Genomic DNA, 16,909 nt, shown 5'->3' on the forward strand with positions numbered 1-16,909 from the left:
GATGAAACGAGTCTTATTTTTTCTAAGTGCTTTCTTGCCGCTTTCCCTCATTGCGGAAGATATTGAACTGTATGTTGGTGACACATCGCTGTCGGACAAAGATAGACCGAAAGTACTTATTTTGTTTGACACGTCAGGTAGTATGGGCGGAGAAGTAGAAGTCCGAAATCCTTACAACCCATCTGAAAACTACAATGCTTTATCAGGAGACACTGCAGCCAGTAGCGACATTTTCTATGTAAAAGGTGAAGTGGATGAAAAGCCTCAGCCTGGAACCGATAACCGTCGGTTTGTAGATGCAATTAACAGTTGTAATACCGCCCGTAACAAGTTGGCTACTGTGGGCTATTACATTGGCTACGTGCGTGAATACACTTTTGTTGGCGAATCGGGTTCTTGGAAAGAGTTACCAGAACTCGATGGATCTACGATAAAGACTGTTGAGTGTTGGGACGATGTTCGATTGGAAGATAATGTCAACGCTTATCATAAAAATAATGATGGTACATTTTCTGCGATAGGGGCGGGTTATCCTGTTGACGGACTCGGTAATACTAGTTCCCCAGAGCGATTTGTTGATGATGTTGCTTCTTCGAATACTAATCTTGGCGCTGGTGAAATTGTCACTTTGTATACTGCAAATTACCTCCGATGGTCACTAGGTGATTTGAATGATCCCAAAATTGGTACTGATGACATTCAAAAGCTTATCATTGCACAAGATGCCATTACCGAATTAGTTGATGCGGCACCTACTGTCGATTTTGCGCTGGGTGCATTTAACCGTAACAGCAATAATACGGATAGGCATGGTGGACGAATCGTCTATGGCTTCCGTGAAAACTTTGGTGTAACTGAAGTTGACGATTATAAAGATATGGTTGATAGCTTAACGGCAAATGGTGCAACGCCACTGTGTGAAACGCTATATGAAGCATACAAATATTTGTCCGGTAGTGCTGTATTCTATGGTGACAACGACCCAAACAGAGCACCTGCAAGGGATACAAGTGTCGAAGATGGAAACAAAGTTTATATCTCTCCTTATGATACATGTAGTAATAACATTAGCGTTATCTTGATGACCGATGGTATACCTGTTAGGGATTCTGAAGCGAACTCGTTAGTTACAGCTCTTACAGGCGATAGCAATGATTCAGACTATTACAATAGTTATCTAACCAATCTAGCAAGGTGGATGCATACCAATGATATTAATGGCAATCCAGCAGATGGTGACCAAACCATCGATCTGTTTACTGTAGGGTTTGCACTTGAAGATGAAGATGCCGTAAATCTGCTAATTGAATCTGCTGCTGCAGGGGGCGGGCGATTTTTGGACGCTACCGATCCAAGTGATCTTTTATCGCAGCTACAATCTGCAATTGTAACCATCCTTCAAAAAGACTCGACCTTCACTGCACCTTCAGTTGCATCAAATAATTTTGACCGGACTGAGACTCTGGATTCTGTATATTATGCGATGTTTACGCCTGATAAAGGACCACGTTGGCAAGGCAACCTTAAAAAGCTGAAAATTAGAGAAAGTGGGCTAGTGGGCAAAGATCTTCAGTCAGCCATTAACCCAGAAGGGAATATTACCAGTACTGCTACAACATTCTGGACTAATGATGACGCACCAGATGGAAACGATGTCAGTCAAGGTGGTGTTGTCGAAATGTTCCGTAATATGGACCCAGCAGATCGCGTTATATACAGTGATATCGGTTCGAGTGGTTTAGATGAACTCACTCTTGCAAAAGCGACAAGTGGTAACACAAACGCGTTTGCTTCTCTCGAAGCGTTAGCCTCTGCAATGGGAGTTGAAACATCTGAAGTACAAGATTATCTTGATTGGGCAAAAGGCTATGACAAAGATAATGCAGATGGTGATGCGAATAATGACACAACAGATATGAGACCTGATGTGTTTGGTGATCCGCTTCACTCGAAGCCTCTGGTTATCAACTACGGCACAAGCGAAGAAGATCAAGATTTGCGCATTATTATTGGTACTAATGCTGGTGCACTACACATGTTTAATGATGACGTAGATAACTCAGAAAGTGGCACGGCAGATACGATTACTGAAAAGTGGGCGTTTATGCCAAAAGAGTTCTTTAGTCAAATTCGGACATTACGTGATAACTTCACTTCCTCGGATAAGGTATATGGTATTGACGGTACGCCGGTTTCATTGATTGTTGATGCTAATGGCAACGGTAAAATAGAGACTGGAACTGATACTGCTATGGTATTTTTTGGTCTTCGTAGAGGAGGGTCTTCTTATTACGCGCTAGACGTAACAGATCCCGACAACCCAGTGTTAAAGTGGCATATAGACAGTTCTGACTCCGCTTTTAGTCAAATAAAACAATCATGGTCAACACCTCGGATTGCCTACTCGCGTGCAAATATGTCAGGTAGTACTCCAAAACCGGTTCTGTTTTTTGCGGCAGGGTATGATCCTGCAAAGGATACTCAAGGTTCAGTTGGCACCGATGATTCAAATGGGCTTGGTGTCTTTATGGTAGATGCTCTCTCTGGTGACTTGATTTGGAGTTTGACACCAGATGCAAACGGGGGGGGAAAAACTTGGCCAGGAACGGATAGCATAGCATCTGCTATAGCGACACTTGATAGCGACTCAGATGGGTTTACAGATAGACTATATGTTGGTGATACAGGCGGTAACCTTTGGCGTGTAGATATGCCTACAGCGACAACTGATGTGTGGGCAGCACACAAGGTAGCTTACGTTGGGGGCACTACCCATGAAACGGATAGACGTTTTTTTGCTGAGCCAACTATTGCTAGGGCTGTTATAACAGAAACGTTTACGGAAGAAGTTGAAGTAGAGGGTGTACTAACGACGAAAACCTTCAAAGTAGAGAAACCTTATGATGCTATATTAATTGGTAGTGGTGACAGAACTAACCCCCTAGATACGTTAACCAATGATGCGATTTTCATGATTAAAGATGAAAATATACTTACGCAGCAATTTACTACAGCTCCTGCCGTGATAAATATAGATGACCTTTACGACTTGACTCTAGATCCGTTCGGAAATCTTGATAAAGAGGCCTCTGATTATGAGGAACAATTTAATGTTGAAGCGGTAAAGTTGAGCGAGAAAAAAGGTTGGTATATCGATTTGGCGCAAAGTGAAGGCGAAAAGAATGTGGCAAGACCGGAAGCCTTTGCAGGTGTTGCCTACTACAATACGTTTGCGCCGCCAGCAGACTCAGCGAATACATGTGAAATAAGTTCTGTGGGAACGGGGTATTTGTACGCGGTAGACCTTTCCTTTGGTACTCAGATATATGACAAACGCATTTTGGAGACGACTAGCGCTTTGTCGGATGGCGTTACAATTGTCACTACTGAAGAAAACCTTACTGAAGAGGAACTAGAAGAACTAGGGTCTAATAGAGTTAAAGGCAGTACTACTCGTATTTTAGCTGGAGACGCTTTAAAACTTTGTGATGCAACAGGTGATTGCACAGGTATTAAACTGAAAACTATGCGCAATAGTATGGTTGTTGATGAAGGACAAGCAAATGGTAATTAAGTCAGCTAAAGGGTTCACGTTAATCGAAGCCATGATTGCAGTGGCTATTATTGGCATATTGGCTGCGATAGCTTACCCGTCATATACTGAGTACGTTGTGCAATCTAATCGAACTGAGGGACAAAGGGAGTTGCTACGTGTAGCAAATTTAATGGAACAATACTATCTTGATAATCGCGCGTATACAGAGGATTTGACCAAATTAGGTTTATCTAGCGCAGATAATTGGGCAACAGAAAGCGGTTTGTATAAGCTTTCTTCCTCTGTTACTGGTGATACATTCGAATTGACAGCGACAGCTCAAGGTAATCAAGCTACTAATGATGCGGCATGTAAAGAACTCAAAGTAACAGATGCTGGCACTCGAACACCTTCAACTGGTTGTTGGGAGTAAAACCATGAAAAAATCTATAGTCTTGCCTTTTATTGCTACAGTATTGGCTTCTCCATTGACAGTCGCGAATGACGCTAGCATAAAATCATTTCAAATCCGTTGTTTTACGAAACTGGACAACGATAAACCATATTTATATCGACTTGCTACAGCGAATCCGAATAGAACTCCTGAAGAGTTGGCTCAACGCATTTTGAATAAGCAAGTCAGGTATGAAGATGAAATGGCTAGAATAAGCTCAGTGGTAGAGTGTAGAAAAGGAAAAGACACGTTTGTAGATGTGCATGCACTCAAATTCGAAGAAGAGTACGACCACTAATTAGGTCTTATAATTAGAGCCTAGCTACAGCTAGGCTCAGCGCCGCTAATATCCTCGTCAATTCCATCGTTATCTGTGTCTGAACTAAGATAGGTGCGTCCGAAGCTGGATAGTACGATAGACCTATTTTTGTCTGGATAATCTGCAGGGCAATACGTAAATGTACCAGCGGGCCCGCCACGGCCAGTAGAGCGGAAAATAACACTAGCTGAATTAAAAGTGAGTGTGTCTCCTGACTTTATTGCTGCTTTTGTTCTAATGAGCACTTCATCGTTTGCAGCGTTATATTTGCCATCAGCATCAATATCAATAAATACGGTGAGTTCTTTGTCCCAACTATTCGTACATTCATTGCCTACTAGAGGGCAAACTCTAACGGGAAGTTCCATATTCACCGCAGTATTTCTAGCTGTTAGGATTAGTCTCTGCAGCGAATTTATTTCATCATCAACTCGCATTTTCACCGTCCAGTGACTGAAATTTGGGATTGCTATTGTGAGCATTACACCAAGAATAGCTATACCTACCATCAGCTCAATGAGCGTAAATCCTTTTTGTTTTTTCATACTAACCACCTTACTTCTAGCGGATTATCCTTGATACAGTTATACCACTATTAAAAGAGGACAACAAATGTGTCCCCCTTTAAATCGTAAGCAACTTAGTCGTAGATTGTTGGAATGGGTAAGCGCTTGTGCTGTGTTCGTGCATATATAGCGAGTACTGTATCTAACACCTTAGCAGTGACCTTTTTTCCTTCCAAAAAGTCATCAAGTTCATCATAACTTAAACCAAGTGCGTCTTCGTCTTTCTTGCCTGGATCTAAGTCTTCTAGGTCTGCTGTTGGCGCTTTAGTTATTAGCACTTCAGGTGCACCTAAATATCTTGCTAATTGGCGCACTTGGCGTTTTGAAAGCCCAAATAGTGGTGCCATATCACATGCGCCATCTCCCCATTTAGTAAAGAAGCCTGTGATATTTTCTGCAGAGTGGTCTGTGCCTATGACCAAACCACCAAGTATCCCTGCAATATGATACTGGGCAACCATCCGCGTTCTTGCTTTTACATTACCTTTCGAAAAATCAATCTGGCTATCTGAAGCATTCAGTAGATTCGCTTTATCTAGAGCAGTCAGCGTTTCTTGATGGACACCATCGGCACCAGCCTGAACGTTAGTAGTAACGATGTGACTGGGTTGAATAAAGCCAAGTGCTGCTTGAGCATCGTCTTCATCAGCTTGTGTACCATAAGGAAGGCGAACGGCAATAAATTTATACTCAGTTGTATTGTTTTCGGCGTTCAACGCATTGACCGCTAATTGCGCCAATCGACCACATGTGGAAGAGTCAACACCACCACTAATACCAAGCACTAAACTTTTTAGCCCAGACTCCACTAGTTTTGCTTTGATAAAACTGACACGGCGGTCGACTTCATATTCGACATCAATTTCAGGTAAAACTTTCATTTCTTCAATGATTAACTGTGGATCCATTGCTCTTCCTCATTGGGTATCTTAATCGCGCTCAGTGTAGCAAAAACGACATGAGGTGTAGAGTGAATTTATAGGTGAAAATTATTCACATACATGGCGTTTTTGCTCGAGATATTAGGGTATACTTTTAATACTCAGATTAAGATTTCTGTTTCCACAAATAAGGTCGAACAAAAATAATGAAAAAGATAGAAGCTATTATTAAACCTTTTAAAATGGATGATGTGCGTGAAGCACTTGGTGATATCGGCATAACTGGTATGACAGTATCAGAAGTAAAAGGTTTCGGTCGTCAAAAGGGACATACCGAACTGTATCGCGGTGCCGAATATATGGTTGATTTTTTACCTAAAGTGAAACTTGAAATAGTGGTGACTGCTGATCAGCTTGATAGATGTATAGACACCATCGTGGAAACAGCACAAACAGGCAAAATTGGTGATGGTAAAATTTTTGTAACTGATGTTGAGCGCGTGATTCGTATCCGGACCGGTGAAGAAAACGACGCGGCAATATAGTGCCTTAAATCATAAAAAAAGCCGCTTATAAGCGGCTTTTTTGTGTAAACATTATCTGTTTTATTGGTCATTCATTACTCGTTGACCAGGCGGTTGTTTGGGTAGTTAGCAGCCAGTACTTGCATTGCATTAGCTCTCAGTTTTTCTAACCCTAACTGTTGATAGCAATCAACCATCATTTCGAGTGCTTGTTCAACTTCATGACTAGGCGAGTAGTACTCTACAATGTAACGCGCGCGGTTAGCCGCTGACACATATGCTTCGCGTTTGTAATAAAACTCAGCTACGGCAAGTTCATACTTAGCCAATCGAGATTTTATCGATATCATGCGTTTACGTGCATCGGCGGCATACTTGCTTTGAGGGTAATCGTCTACGATTTTACGAAAGTCACTAAAAGCTGAACGAGATGCTGTTGGATCTCTATCTGAACGATCGATCCCTGCTAAATCCTGAAATAGGTTTTTTTCTGTATCGAGGTTTATCAATGCGCGCATGTAATAAACGTAATCAACGTTTGCGTGTTGTGGGTTTAATCTCAGGAAGCGATCCGCTAAGGCGATCCCTTGTTCAGCATTACCTGTTTTGTAATAAGCAAATAGCAAGTCTAGCTGAACTTGATGAGAAATTGGACCGAAAGGAAATCTAGAATCGATTGCCGATAATATTTGAATAGCTTTTTGATACAAACCATTATCAAGTGCTTCTCGAGCATCTACAAATAAGGCTTGTGCCGAGCGATCTGGCACTTTCTCAATGTCAGTATCAGAGGAAGAGCAACCTGTGAGGCCAATCACAGCCGCAAGGAATATGGCTCTGAGGGTCAATTTTTCCATAAACTTGGTTATCACCACTTTGTTTTCGTTAAAATTATTATGAATGCCCCTGACAACAGGGTAAAATACGCATCTTATTATTGAGTCGCATTCTAACCTAGCAATCTTGCCTTGCACAGTGCTAATACCAATTTGATAGCAAAGAGATATAAATGGCCGAAAATATTCACCACCAAGAAACCATACCCGCAGAACTACTAGGAAAACGTTTAGACCAAGCTTTGGCTGAAATGTTTCCTGATTATTCACGTTCTCGACTAAAAGAATGGATTGTCGGTGGTAATGTAGAAATAAACGGTACAGTAATAACAAAAGCGCGTGAAAAAGTGTTTGGTGGTGAAACGGTAGAAATTAACGCGACAATAGAAGCGGAAGTGCGATTCGAGCCTCAAGATATTCCGCTAAATATTGTTTATGAAGACGAGGACATCCTCGTTATCAACAAACCAGCAGACTTGGTCGTGCATCCTGGTGCAGGTAACCCTGATGGTACTGTGTTAAATGCCTTGCTTCATCATTGCCCTGAATTAGAAGTTATCCCACGTGCAGGTATTGTTCATCGACTTGATAAAGATACGACCGGTCTTATGGTTGTCGCAAAAACCATTGCCGCGCAAACAAATCTTGTTGATGCGCTTCAAGCTCGAGAGATTACGCGTGAATATGAAGCCGTTGCTAACGGTATTATGACGGCAGGTGGCACGGTTGATGAGCCTATCGGTAGACATTCAACGAAACGCACACACATGGCTGTGACAATCTCGGGGCGTCCTTCAATGACGCACTACCGTATCATGGAAAAGTTTAGGCTCCATACGCGTTTAAGGCTGCGTTTGGAAACAGGTCGTACTCACCAAATTAGGGTGCATATGGCGCATATAGCGCATCCACTTGTGGGAGACCCTTTATATGGTGGTCGTCCCCGCCCACCTAAAAATGCGACCCCTGAATTGCTGCAATATTTGAGAGAGTTTAAGCGACAAGCTTTGCACGCTAGAATGCTTTCGTTGTATCACCCAATTACAGGGCAAAAAATGACGTGGGAAGCAGATATACCAGACGATTTTGTTAAGCTTGTTAACCTTTTAAAAGAAGACACAAAGTTAAATGCAGAAGAAGAGTATTAGTACTCAGCCTTTCCCTCACGCCCAAATCAGTTGGCCTGTGCAGAATGTGCAGGCTTTCACTTCGCTGCGAAATTTTGAAGATTGTAACCAACATGCTTGGAAAAAGTATCAAACTTTTAACCTTGGCTTGCATGTTGGTGATGATCCTCAGTCGGTAAATCTAAACCGAACATTGCTCGCTGAAAACCTACCCCAAAACACCAAAATTCAGTGGCTAGATCAGGTTCATGGAAGTACTGTTGCTCATATCAAGCAATGTTCTGAATCGCCGATAGTCGCTGATGCTGCCTTTACTGATGAAAAAGGTATAGCACTCGCCGTGATGACGGCAGATTGTCTACCTATTTTGCTGAGTTCAATCGATGGCAAGTACGTGGCTGCCATTCATGGCGGTTGGCGTTGTTTAGCCGGCAATATAATTGATAATACTGTTTCTTTGTTTCCTGAGCCTTCGTCGATTGTTGCCTGGCTTGGACCTTGCGTTGGGCCAACAGCTTTTGAAGTAGGAGAAGACGTTAGAGAGGCATTTACTTCATCTTCTGCACTATTCGAAAAAGCTTTCTTGCCTCACAGCGTGTCCGATAATAAATATTTTGCGGATTTACATCAGATAGCTCGCGCTCAATTGGCACAGTTAGGCGTTAAACAAGTCTATTCAAAACCTGACTGCACATTCAGTGAACCTTCTTTATACTTTTCCTACCGACGTGACGGTCAAACAGGTCGAATGGCAACGGTTATTTGCCGCTATTGATTATATATTTGTTATAAATCAAAAGATTGTTCAAAAGCGTCTTGATTTTGACACTATTACCCTTATAACTCATTGTAGATAATCAGCAATCCATTGGTTTTTTAGTGTTAGCGGAGGAAATGGCATGCGATTAGACAAGTTTACTCAATCCTTTCAAATGGCAATTTCAGATGCGCAATCGTTAGCGTTAGGAAAAGACCACCAATTTATAGAGCCCCTTCACTTAATGGCAGCGTTACTTAGTCAATCAAGTAACAGTGTTTTACCTTTACTCAAAAGTGCAGGTCTTGATGTCAACTCGCTTAAGCAGCAGGTGGAAAAAGCAATAGAAGGGTTGGCGCAAGTTCATGGCGTTGGCGGAGAGGTTCAACTGTCGGCAACAACAGGTAAACTGTTAAATTTATGTGATAAATACGCGCAGAAGCTTGGTGATAGTTTTATATCTGCTGATGTGTTCTTGTTAGCTGCGCTCGAAGATGCTGGCACACTAGGACAAATTTTAAAAAACTTAGGCGCGACAGAACAACGTATCAAAGATGCAATTAGCCACGTGAGAGGTGGACAGGCAGTAAATGACCCAAATGCTGAAGATGTCCGCCAAGCATTGGACAAATACACGGTTAATCTTACAGAGAGAGCTATCCAAGGCAAGTTGGACCCTGTTATTGGGCGTGATGACGAAATTCGTCGTGCCATTCAAGTACTCCAACGTAGAACGAAAAACAATCCTGTATTGATAGGCCACCCTGGTGTTGGTAAAACGGCCATTGTTGAGGGGTTAGCACAGCGCATTGTTGACCATGAAGTACCAGAAGGGTTGAAGAATAAGCAAGTACTCAGTTTAGACATGGGAGCCTTAGTTGCCGGCGCTAAATACCGCGGAGAGTTTGAAGAACGCCTTAAAGCAGTGCTGAATGAGTTAGCGAAGCTTGAAGGCCAAATTATCCTATTCATCGATGAGCTGCACACTATGGTGGGAGCTGGCAAAACCGATGGTGCGATGGATGCAGGCAATATGCTAAAACCAGCACTTGCGCGTGGTGATTTACATTGTGTGGGGGCAACAACACTAGATGAATACCGGCAGTATATCGAGAAAGATGCTGCGCTTGAACGACGGTTTCAGAAAGTCATTGTTGATGAACCTTCAGTAGATGACACCATTGCAATTCTACGCGGTTTAAAAGAGCGGTATGAATTGCATCACTCTGTTGACATTACTGACCCCGCGATTGTTGCCGCAGCCACTTTGTCTCATCGATACATTAGCGATCGTCAATTACCAGATAAAGCCATTGATTTAATTGATGAAGCTGCTTCTAGTATCCGCCTTCAAATGGATTCAAAGCCAGAGGACTTGGATAAACTAGAACGCAAAATTATTCAGCTCACGTTAGAGCAAAAAGCCTTAGAAGATGAGCATGATGACGCATCTGTTCTCCGCTTGCAGGCTATTTCGGCAGAAATAGACAAGCTGCAAAACAGTTATGATGAATTAGATGAAGTCTGGACGACTGAAAAAGCCGCTCTTCACGGCACACAAACGATAAAAGCTGAACTAGAAGAGGCGCGAATTGACTTAGAATCTGCACGTCGTGCCGGTGATCTCAATAAAATGTCAGAACTCCAGTACGGAAAAATACCTGCGCTTGAGAAGCAGCTGGACTTGGCAAGTCAGGCAGAAATGCAAGAGATGACCTTGCTTCGTAATAAAGTCACTGACGTAGAAATTGCTGATGTGCTTAGTCGAGCTACAGGCATCCCTGTGGCGAAAATGCTCTCGGAAGAGAGAGAAAAGCTATTGGGTATGGAAAGCGAGTTACACAAACGTGTGATTGGGCAATCAGAGGCAGTTGTTTCAGTATCAAATGCGATTCGACGCTCGAGAGCCGGGCTTGCAGACCCTAATCAACCGATTGGTTCGTTTTTATTCCTCGGCCCAACCGGAGTGGGTAAAACAGAATTAACAAAAGCGTTAGCCGAATTCCTGTTTGATACGCAAGATGCACTCATCCGCGTTGATATGTCAGAGTTTATGGAGAAACATTCTGTAGCGCGTTTAGTCGGGGCTCCTCCTGGTTATGTTGGTTATGAAGAAGGCGGTTACTTAACTGAAGCGGTTCGTCGAAAGCCATACTCTGTAGTGTTGTTAGATGAAGTAGAAAAAGCGCATCCAGACGTTTTTAATATACTTCTACAAGTACTTGATGATGGTCGCTTAACCGATGGACAAGGACGCACGGTCGATTTCAAAAATACGGTTATCATAATGACTTCAAATATCGGCTCAGACATTATCCAACAATTTGGCTCAGACGAGCGATATGAAGATATGCGTACAGCGGTGATGAATGAACTAGGGCATCACTTCAAACCAGAGTTTATTAACCGTGTTGATGATACTGTGGTGTTCCACCCACTAATAGCAGAGCAAATAAAAGCGATAGCCAAAATTCAAATACAGTCGCTGTCGAAGCGCTTAGCTTATCAAGAGTTGACCTTAAAAGTGGAAGACAGTGCATTGGCAAAAATTGCCGACGTTGGTTTTGATCCGTTGTTTGGCGCAAGGCCGTTAAAACGGGCTATTCAAAACGATATAGAAAACCCGTTGGCGCAAAAGATATTGGCGGGAGAATTTGATAAAGGCGCTACCATTATGGTTGAAGCCTCAGAACAAGGGTTTACTTTTAGTAGCTAAACCCTTCAAACAAGTTGGGGTCTTCTTCTTCACTTTCGCAGTAGACCTCAGCGTGTTTTTTACTTAACGCCAGTTGTTCTTGCTTTTCATCATTTGACAGCAAACGTTTATTCCCGTCTGGATCGGTATACAAAATACGCTCAAATCCGCTCAGTATTTTAAGGTTAATTTTTGCTGCTTCACAATTTTGTTTAATTAGCGCGGCGTTTTTCTCTATTTGTGATGCCTTATCAGCGACTTCTTGTTGTGCTTGTCTTTCAGCAAAAAATTTCTCTGCTTCGCTTGCCTCTTCAGGCTCAATTGGCGCATAAGAAACCTGTACATCAACTACCGCATAGTCTTTATCATCGGGATGTTCGTGAGAAAAGTGGACAATATTATTTTCGTCTACCCAACGGTAGATGGTTGAGCTCTGCGCCAGTAGCGGTGCAGAAAAAGACAATAATGATAAAGTGAGTAAAGTTTTGCGCATATTAACAGCCTTGTATCGACAAACTTCAAAATCGCTTTACAGATAGCGATTGTCGATAATACTAAACATTATGTGTCGACAATAACAGCACTTTTTCAGACCTGTGTCAGAATTACGTAATGCGACCATACTTTTAATATGCTAAATTAGCGCTTTTTAATACAACGGGTTAAGGTTTTTTATGACGTCTTCTTCTCCTAAGGGAAGTCAACAGAGTCGCGGTATTTACCTGCTACCAAACTTGCTGACAACAGCTGGCTTATTCTCTGGCTTTTTTGCGGTAGTGTCGTCAATGAACGGTCGATTTGAAGCGGCCGCTATTGCTATTTTTGTGGCGATGATTTTCGATGGATTAGATGGCCGTGTTGCCCGCATGACCAACACACAAAGTGAATTCGGTGCAGAATACGACAGCATGGCAGACATGGTGTCATTTGGTATTGCACCTGGCCTCGTCGCTTATAATTGGGCATTGTCTGGCATGGGGAAGTTTGGTTGGTTAGCTGCATTTGTTTTTGTCGCTGGTGCTGCATTGCGATTAGCACGCTTCAATACACAGGTGGGCGTGGCAGATAAGCGCTATTTCCAAGGTTTAGCAAGCCCAGCCGCTGCCGGTGTTATAGCGAGTATTGTGTGGACAGGTACAGAGTACCAAATGGATGGCCAAGAATATGGCTTCATAATGGGGTTAATTACTATTGCGACAGGTTTGTTAATGGTGAGCAACTTTCGTTATAACAGCTTCAAAGAAGTTGACTGGAAAGGAAAAGTTAACTTTATCGTTGTATTGCTTATCGTTTTAGTATTTGTTGTCGTAGCATCAAGTCCTGCGGAATTGTTGATGGCAATATTCCTTTTGTATGCCGGCTCAGGTCCAATTACCACGGTACGCTCTGTAAAAAAGTTAAAACTCGAGCACGTGGTCGGCGATAACGACCATGAGCCAGATGCTGACTTTAGCCATAAAGTAAGCCGCACTGACGAGACAAAAGAAACGCTTGAAGATGCTAAATCAACGATCAATCTCAACGATGCTCAGTCTTCAGAGGCGATGCAGCAAGAGGGTGCAGATAAAAAATAGCATCTAGGCTACAATATATTCAAAATAAAAACGCCACTTATTTAAGTGGCGTTTTTATTTGTTCAGTTAAGTGTGTATTTGATGGCTATCTACTAATACACGCCTTTGGGTTTACGCTTTGAGGCCTAAACTACTCAATCCTGCGCTTTTCTTGCCTTTGCTGTCATATGTCATGCTGGATTTGTTATGACGCTCAATAATACTTGTTTTCAATCGCTCTACGGCGAGTTGTGAGTGATTGATTATTTGGCCGTTTACTTCATTAAGCTCTTGGCACTTTGTCAACGCGGCCTGAATTTGCGCCATTTCGTTTTCCAACAAACCACCTTTTCGGTCTGCTAGAAATTGCTGATTGGTTGCCAAGGAGGCGTCGAACTCTTCTATCGATTTTAACAGGGTAGATTTCTCTTCAGTGAGCGCCACGAGTCTGTCGGCATCATTTTTCTGCAGAACTTCTTTTTCTGCGAGCAGCAACGTTTCCAGAGCAGAAAGTTGCGATAGTTGTTGTGCCAATAAATCTGCTGAACTCGGTTGAGACATCCTATTCCTTAAATTAAATCAAATTCAAATTTTGTGATGCTTTCAGCCAGCTTCTCAGCGTCGACTTTGTAATAACCTGATTGGATTGCTGCTTTCAGCTCTTCAACCTTCTTTTGATTGACAGGTTGAGCATCACCGTTTTTCTTTTGCAGTTCACTCATTTGCTTTGCCTGTGGCGTTAGTGACACAGAGTCTTGAGCAACTTTCGTTGACTGCGTGCTTTTCGCTGCGTCATTCGCAACCTGCGATTGACGCTCTGTTTGTTGCTGTACCGTCCTTGAAACCTGATTGTTTTGGTTCAAGTTATTGATATTGATAGCCATTTTAAAATCTCGCCTAAAAAACGTTAATCATTCTCTAGTTATATCGACATTATGCTTTAAAACTTTACCATTTTTTAAAGATTAATGGTGACTTTATTTAGGCCTGTGATTTGACCTGTTACCAGCTTTCCAGAACGGTCATTTCGTACCTTGACGTTGTCGCCTAAATGGCCACTCGAGATTGACGTTCCAGTGGTCTTTATTTGCAATATGCTATTTTTCGCGACTAACGTGACAGAGTCGCCTTTACAAACAATACAAATGTTTCGTCTTGTTATGTTTCTACCCTTTGAAATATTACGCTGGCTTTTGGCACCAATGACCGCAGACAGATCTGTTACTCGTTCACCACGCACTTTTGTTTCTGCCATCATGGCAACTTCAACATTATCCTCGGTCAACATACTGCCTTTTGAAATGGTCTGGTTGGCTATAACAACAGGTACCATCGTTTTTACTCTGACAGGCACATACATTTGCCAAGGGGTTGAGCTAACACAAGAAATTTTTATATTTACGTTTCTACTAGAGTGATTTTCAGGTATATTTGCGACCAAATCTGCAGCACATGGTTTGATAATGATTCTGGGGTCTAATTTGCTGACTTCTACCGAAACATGTTTGCTGTCGTCAGTGGCAAACCAAGCCATAGCCGTCTCGTGAGCAAGGTTTTCGACGTATTCACGATCATATGTGTCTGCTACTGTTGTTGTTAACAGTTGACAGCACATAAACAGAAAAGTTAAAAAAATCTTGGTTTTGCTCATTTTTTTACGTTCAATTGGTTATTGAAAATTAAATACTCGTCTATGCTTAATGGAAGCAGAAAACGTTTGTTTAACGCCGTCAAAAGTCAGACGGGTAAACGACCGTATAGAATGGTAAACAAGAATTGTGCCTTATTGACTTAAAAGTAAGGTGGATAAGGTAAGGTTGATAAAGAGGTAACTATGGCAGGCATCTTAGATTCGGTTAACCAGCGCACACAACTAGTTGGTCAAAATAGGCTTGAGCTATTGCTGTTCAAGTTAATTGGTCCGCAGCGCTTCGGGATTAACGTGTTTAAGGTTAGAGAGGTACTTCAGTGTCCGCCATTAACGTCATTACCAAACCAAGATCCGTTTATCAAAGGTGTTGCACATATTCGCGGGCAAACTATTTCCGTTATTGATTTAAGTAAAGCGACCGGTGGTCGTGAAATTCCGCTCAATGAAAACTGTTTCATTATCATTGCTGAATACAACCGTAGTGTTCAGGGATTCCTTGTGGCTGGGGTAGAGCGTATTACCACGTTAAGTTGGTCAGATATCATGCCGCCACCAGAAGGAGCAGGTAAGTCTAGCTATTTAACGGCGGTGACTGAAATTGATAACGAAATGGTGTCAATTCTTGACGTAGAAAAAATCCTGAATGAAATTTGCCCTGTGTCTACTGAGCTCAGTGAAGATGTTGCTGATGCTACCGTAGGTGAAAGTTTAGGTGAACGCGTCATTATGATTGCTGATGATTCAACTGTTGCGCGTAACCAAGTCAAAAGAGCACTAGAGCCACTGGGTCTTAAAATGATCCTTGCCAAGAATGGGCAAGACGCTTTAGACCAACTAACAGCAATCGGTGATGAATGTGTCAACAGTATTGAAGAAAAAGTCGCATTGTTGATTTCAGATATTGAAATGCCTGAAATGGATGGCTACACATTGACCGCAGAAATTAAGAGCAATGAGAAGTTACGCTCAATGCCTGTTATTTTGCATACGTCACTAAGTGGTGTGTTTAACAATGCCATGGTAGAAAAAGTAGGAGCTGAAGATTTTATTCCTAAATTCCATCCTGATGAACTTGCTACCGCTGTTAAGAAGTGGCTAAAAATTGAAGACTAACGGTTTAGTCGTTATCTCAATATAGGAAATTGTAGTGCCGGCAAGACAACTCGACGATAAAAGCTATCACGACTTCAGAACGTTTCTGGAGCAGCAATGTGGTATCGTGCTGGGCGAGAATAAGCAGTATCTTGTCAAAAGTCGTCTAGCGCCGTTAATGAGCAAGTTTGATGTTGAGTCTTTGGGTGAGCTTGTTAAGCGAACGCTGAGCCCAATGGAGCGTCAACTGCGCTCTGCAGTTATTGATGCTATGACAACGAATGAAACGTTGTGGTTCCGTGATGATTACCCTTTTAAACTCCTAAAAAATCAGTTGTTGCCTGAATTTGCAGGACAGCGTGCACCATTAAAAATTTGGTCAGCAGCTAGCTCTAGTGGCCAGGAGCCTTATTCTATAGCGATGTCCGTTCTTGAATATATGCAAAGCAAACCTGGCGCTTTTCCTGGGGGCGTACAAATAGTCGGTACGGATATTTCTAATACCATGCTTGAGCATTGCAAATATGCGCATTATGACAGTTTGGCTCTAGCACGAGGCTTGTCTGCAGAGCGTAAAAGGCAGTTTTTCGAACCTGGTGATAACGGCATGATGAAAGTAAAAGACAATGTGAAAAAACTTGTTTCCTTTCGTCCTCTAAACCTACTGAATAGTTACAGCTTGATGGGGCGTTTTGACATTGTGTTCTGTCGAAATGTGCTAATATATTTTGCGCCAGAGATAAAAGCGCAGATCCTTTCTCAAATTCATGGTGTGCTAAATAAGGATGGTTATTTATTCCTTGGCGCTTCTGAATCTCTCTCCGGATTAAATCAAAAATTCGACATGATTCGATGCAATCCTGGCATCGTTTATAAGAAGCAATCATAAATTTGACACTTCCCTTGGCACATTAATTGA

The 16,909-nt window shown here is 42.2% G+C and carries 17 protein-coding genes; 10 read left to right on the forward strand and 7 right to left on the reverse strand.

Features of this window, described 5'->3' with window-relative positions; genetic code table 11:
* The first annotated feature begins 1 nt into the window (after position 1).
* From ACFSJY_RS17735 to ACFSJY_RS17745, 3 genes are read left to right on the forward strand one after another with little or no spacing between them, the layout of a single operon-like run.
* Entirely contained in the window at positions 2-3,574 is a 3,573-nt protein-coding gene (locus ACFSJY_RS17735) for a pilus assembly protein (protein ID WP_386037480.1), read from the forward strand.
* The gene (locus tag ACFSJY_RS17740; RefSeq protein ID WP_386037483.1) at positions 3,564-3,968 is read left to right on the forward strand and encodes a type IV pilin protein; all 405 of its coding nucleotides are present in this window, start codon (positions 3,564-3,566) and stop codon (positions 3,966-3,968) included. Before ACFSJY_RS17735 ends, ACFSJY_RS17740 begins: the two co-directional genes overlap by 11 nt.
* Before the next feature lie 4 nt (positions 3,969-3,972).
* Positions 3,973-4,287, forward strand: a complete 315-nt coding sequence (locus ACFSJY_RS17745; RefSeq protein ID WP_386037486.1) for a hypothetical protein — start codon at positions 3,973-3,975, stop codon at positions 4,285-4,287.
* A 20-nt stretch (positions 4,288-4,307) separates the two neighbouring features.
* Here the strand turns inward: ACFSJY_RS17745 and ACFSJY_RS17750 are convergent, their stop codons facing one another.
* Entirely contained in the window at positions 4,308-4,853 is a 546-nt protein-coding gene (locus ACFSJY_RS17750) for a GspH/FimT family pseudopilin (protein ID WP_386037488.1), read from the reverse strand.
* Between the two features lie 95 nt (positions 4,854-4,948).
* Positions 4,949-5,782 carry an ammonia-dependent NAD(+) synthetase gene (nadE, locus tag ACFSJY_RS17755; RefSeq protein ID WP_386037491.1) on the reverse strand — a complete coding sequence of 278 codons (834 nt, stop codon included), beginning with the start codon at positions 5,780-5,782 and terminating at the stop codon, positions 4,949-4,951.
* Between the two features lie 179 nt (positions 5,783-5,961).
* On the opposite strand from nadE, the gene glnB reads away from it, so the two are divergent.
* On the forward strand, positions 5,962-6,300 hold the full coding sequence (gene glnB, locus ACFSJY_RS17760; RefSeq protein ID WP_386037494.1) for a nitrogen regulatory protein P-II: 339 nt from the start codon (positions 5,962-5,964) through the stop codon (positions 6,298-6,300).
* A gap of 74 nt (positions 6,301-6,374) precedes the next feature.
* Here glnB and ACFSJY_RS17765 read toward each other — a convergent pair whose 3' ends face one another.
* Positions 6,375-7,136: an outer membrane protein assembly factor BamD gene (locus ACFSJY_RS17765; protein WP_386037497.1), complete on the reverse strand. Its 762-nt coding sequence runs from the start codon at positions 7,134-7,136 to the stop codon at positions 6,375-6,377.
* A gap of 152 nt (positions 7,137-7,288) precedes the next feature.
* Between ACFSJY_RS17765 and rluD the strand changes: the two genes are divergently transcribed.
* The 3 genes from rluD to clpB all read left to right on the forward strand — a co-directional run bounded on the left by rluD (position 7,289) and on the right by clpB (position 11,715).
* Positions 7,289-8,263, forward strand: coding sequence for a 23S rRNA pseudouridine(1911/1915/1917) synthase RluD (gene rluD / locus ACFSJY_RS17770; RefSeq protein WP_386037500.1), 975 nt, complete (start codon positions 7,289-7,291; stop codon positions 8,261-8,263).
* Positions 8,244-9,017: a peptidoglycan editing factor PgeF gene (gene pgeF / locus ACFSJY_RS17775; RefSeq protein WP_386037503.1), complete on the forward strand. Its 774-nt coding sequence runs from the start codon at positions 8,244-8,246 to the stop codon at positions 9,015-9,017. The genes rluD and pgeF overlap by 20 nt, the downstream gene beginning before the upstream one ends.
* 124 nt (positions 9,018-9,141) lie before the next feature.
* Complete coding sequence (clpB, locus tag ACFSJY_RS17780; RefSeq protein ID WP_386037506.1) at positions 9,142-11,715, forward strand: ATP-dependent chaperone ClpB; 2,574 nt, start codon at positions 9,142-9,144, stop codon at positions 11,713-11,715.
* Here clpB and ACFSJY_RS17785 read toward each other — a convergent pair.
* The gene (locus ACFSJY_RS17785; protein WP_386037509.1) at positions 11,705-12,187 is read right to left on the reverse strand and encodes a DUF4124 domain-containing protein; all 483 of its coding nucleotides are present in this window, start codon (positions 12,185-12,187) and stop codon (positions 11,705-11,707) included. The genes clpB and ACFSJY_RS17785 overlap by 11 nt on opposite strands.
* A gap of 181 nt (positions 12,188-12,368) precedes the next feature.
* Between ACFSJY_RS17785 and pssA the strand changes: the two genes are divergently transcribed.
* The gene (gene pssA, locus ACFSJY_RS17790; RefSeq protein WP_386037512.1) at positions 12,369-13,268 is read left to right on the forward strand and encodes a CDP-diacylglycerol--serine O-phosphatidyltransferase; all 900 of its coding nucleotides are present in this window, start codon (positions 12,369-12,371) and stop codon (positions 13,266-13,268) included.
* Positions 13,269-13,379: 111 nt separating this feature from the next.
* Here pssA and ACFSJY_RS17795 read toward each other — a convergent pair whose 3' ends face one another.
* The 3 genes from ACFSJY_RS17795 to flgA form a co-directional block, all read right to left on the reverse strand.
* Positions 13,380-13,808, reverse strand: coding sequence for a flagella synthesis protein FlgN (locus ACFSJY_RS17795; protein WP_386037515.1), 429 nt, complete (start codon positions 13,806-13,808; stop codon positions 13,380-13,382).
* 8 nt (positions 13,809-13,816) lie between these two features.
* Positions 13,817-14,131: a flagellar biosynthesis anti-sigma factor FlgM gene (gene flgM / locus ACFSJY_RS17800; RefSeq protein ID WP_386037518.1), complete on the reverse strand. Its 315-nt coding sequence runs from the start codon at positions 14,129-14,131 to the stop codon at positions 13,817-13,819.
* Between the two features lie 74 nt (positions 14,132-14,205).
* Entirely contained in the window at positions 14,206-14,898 is a 693-nt protein-coding gene (gene flgA, locus ACFSJY_RS17805; protein ID WP_386037521.1) for a flagellar basal body P-ring formation chaperone FlgA, read from the reverse strand.
* 183 nt (positions 14,899-15,081) lie between these two features.
* Between flgA and ACFSJY_RS17810 the strand changes: the two genes are divergently transcribed.
* On the forward strand, positions 15,082-16,011 hold the full coding sequence (locus ACFSJY_RS17810) for a chemotaxis protein (protein ID WP_386037524.1): 930 nt from the start codon (positions 15,082-15,084) through the stop codon (positions 16,009-16,011).
* A gap of 34 nt (positions 16,012-16,045) precedes the next feature.
* Entirely contained in the window at positions 16,046-16,879 is an 834-nt protein-coding gene (locus tag ACFSJY_RS17815; RefSeq protein ID WP_386037527.1) for a CheR family methyltransferase, read from the forward strand.
* The last annotated feature ends 30 nt before the right edge of the window (positions 16,880-16,909 follow it).

Origin of the sequence: Thalassotalea euphylliae (assembly GCF_042682785.1) — a bacterium.
In the GTDB taxonomy this organism is placed as follows: Bacteria; Pseudomonadota; Gammaproteobacteria; order Enterobacterales; family Alteromonadaceae; genus Thalassotalea_F; species Thalassotalea_F euphylliae.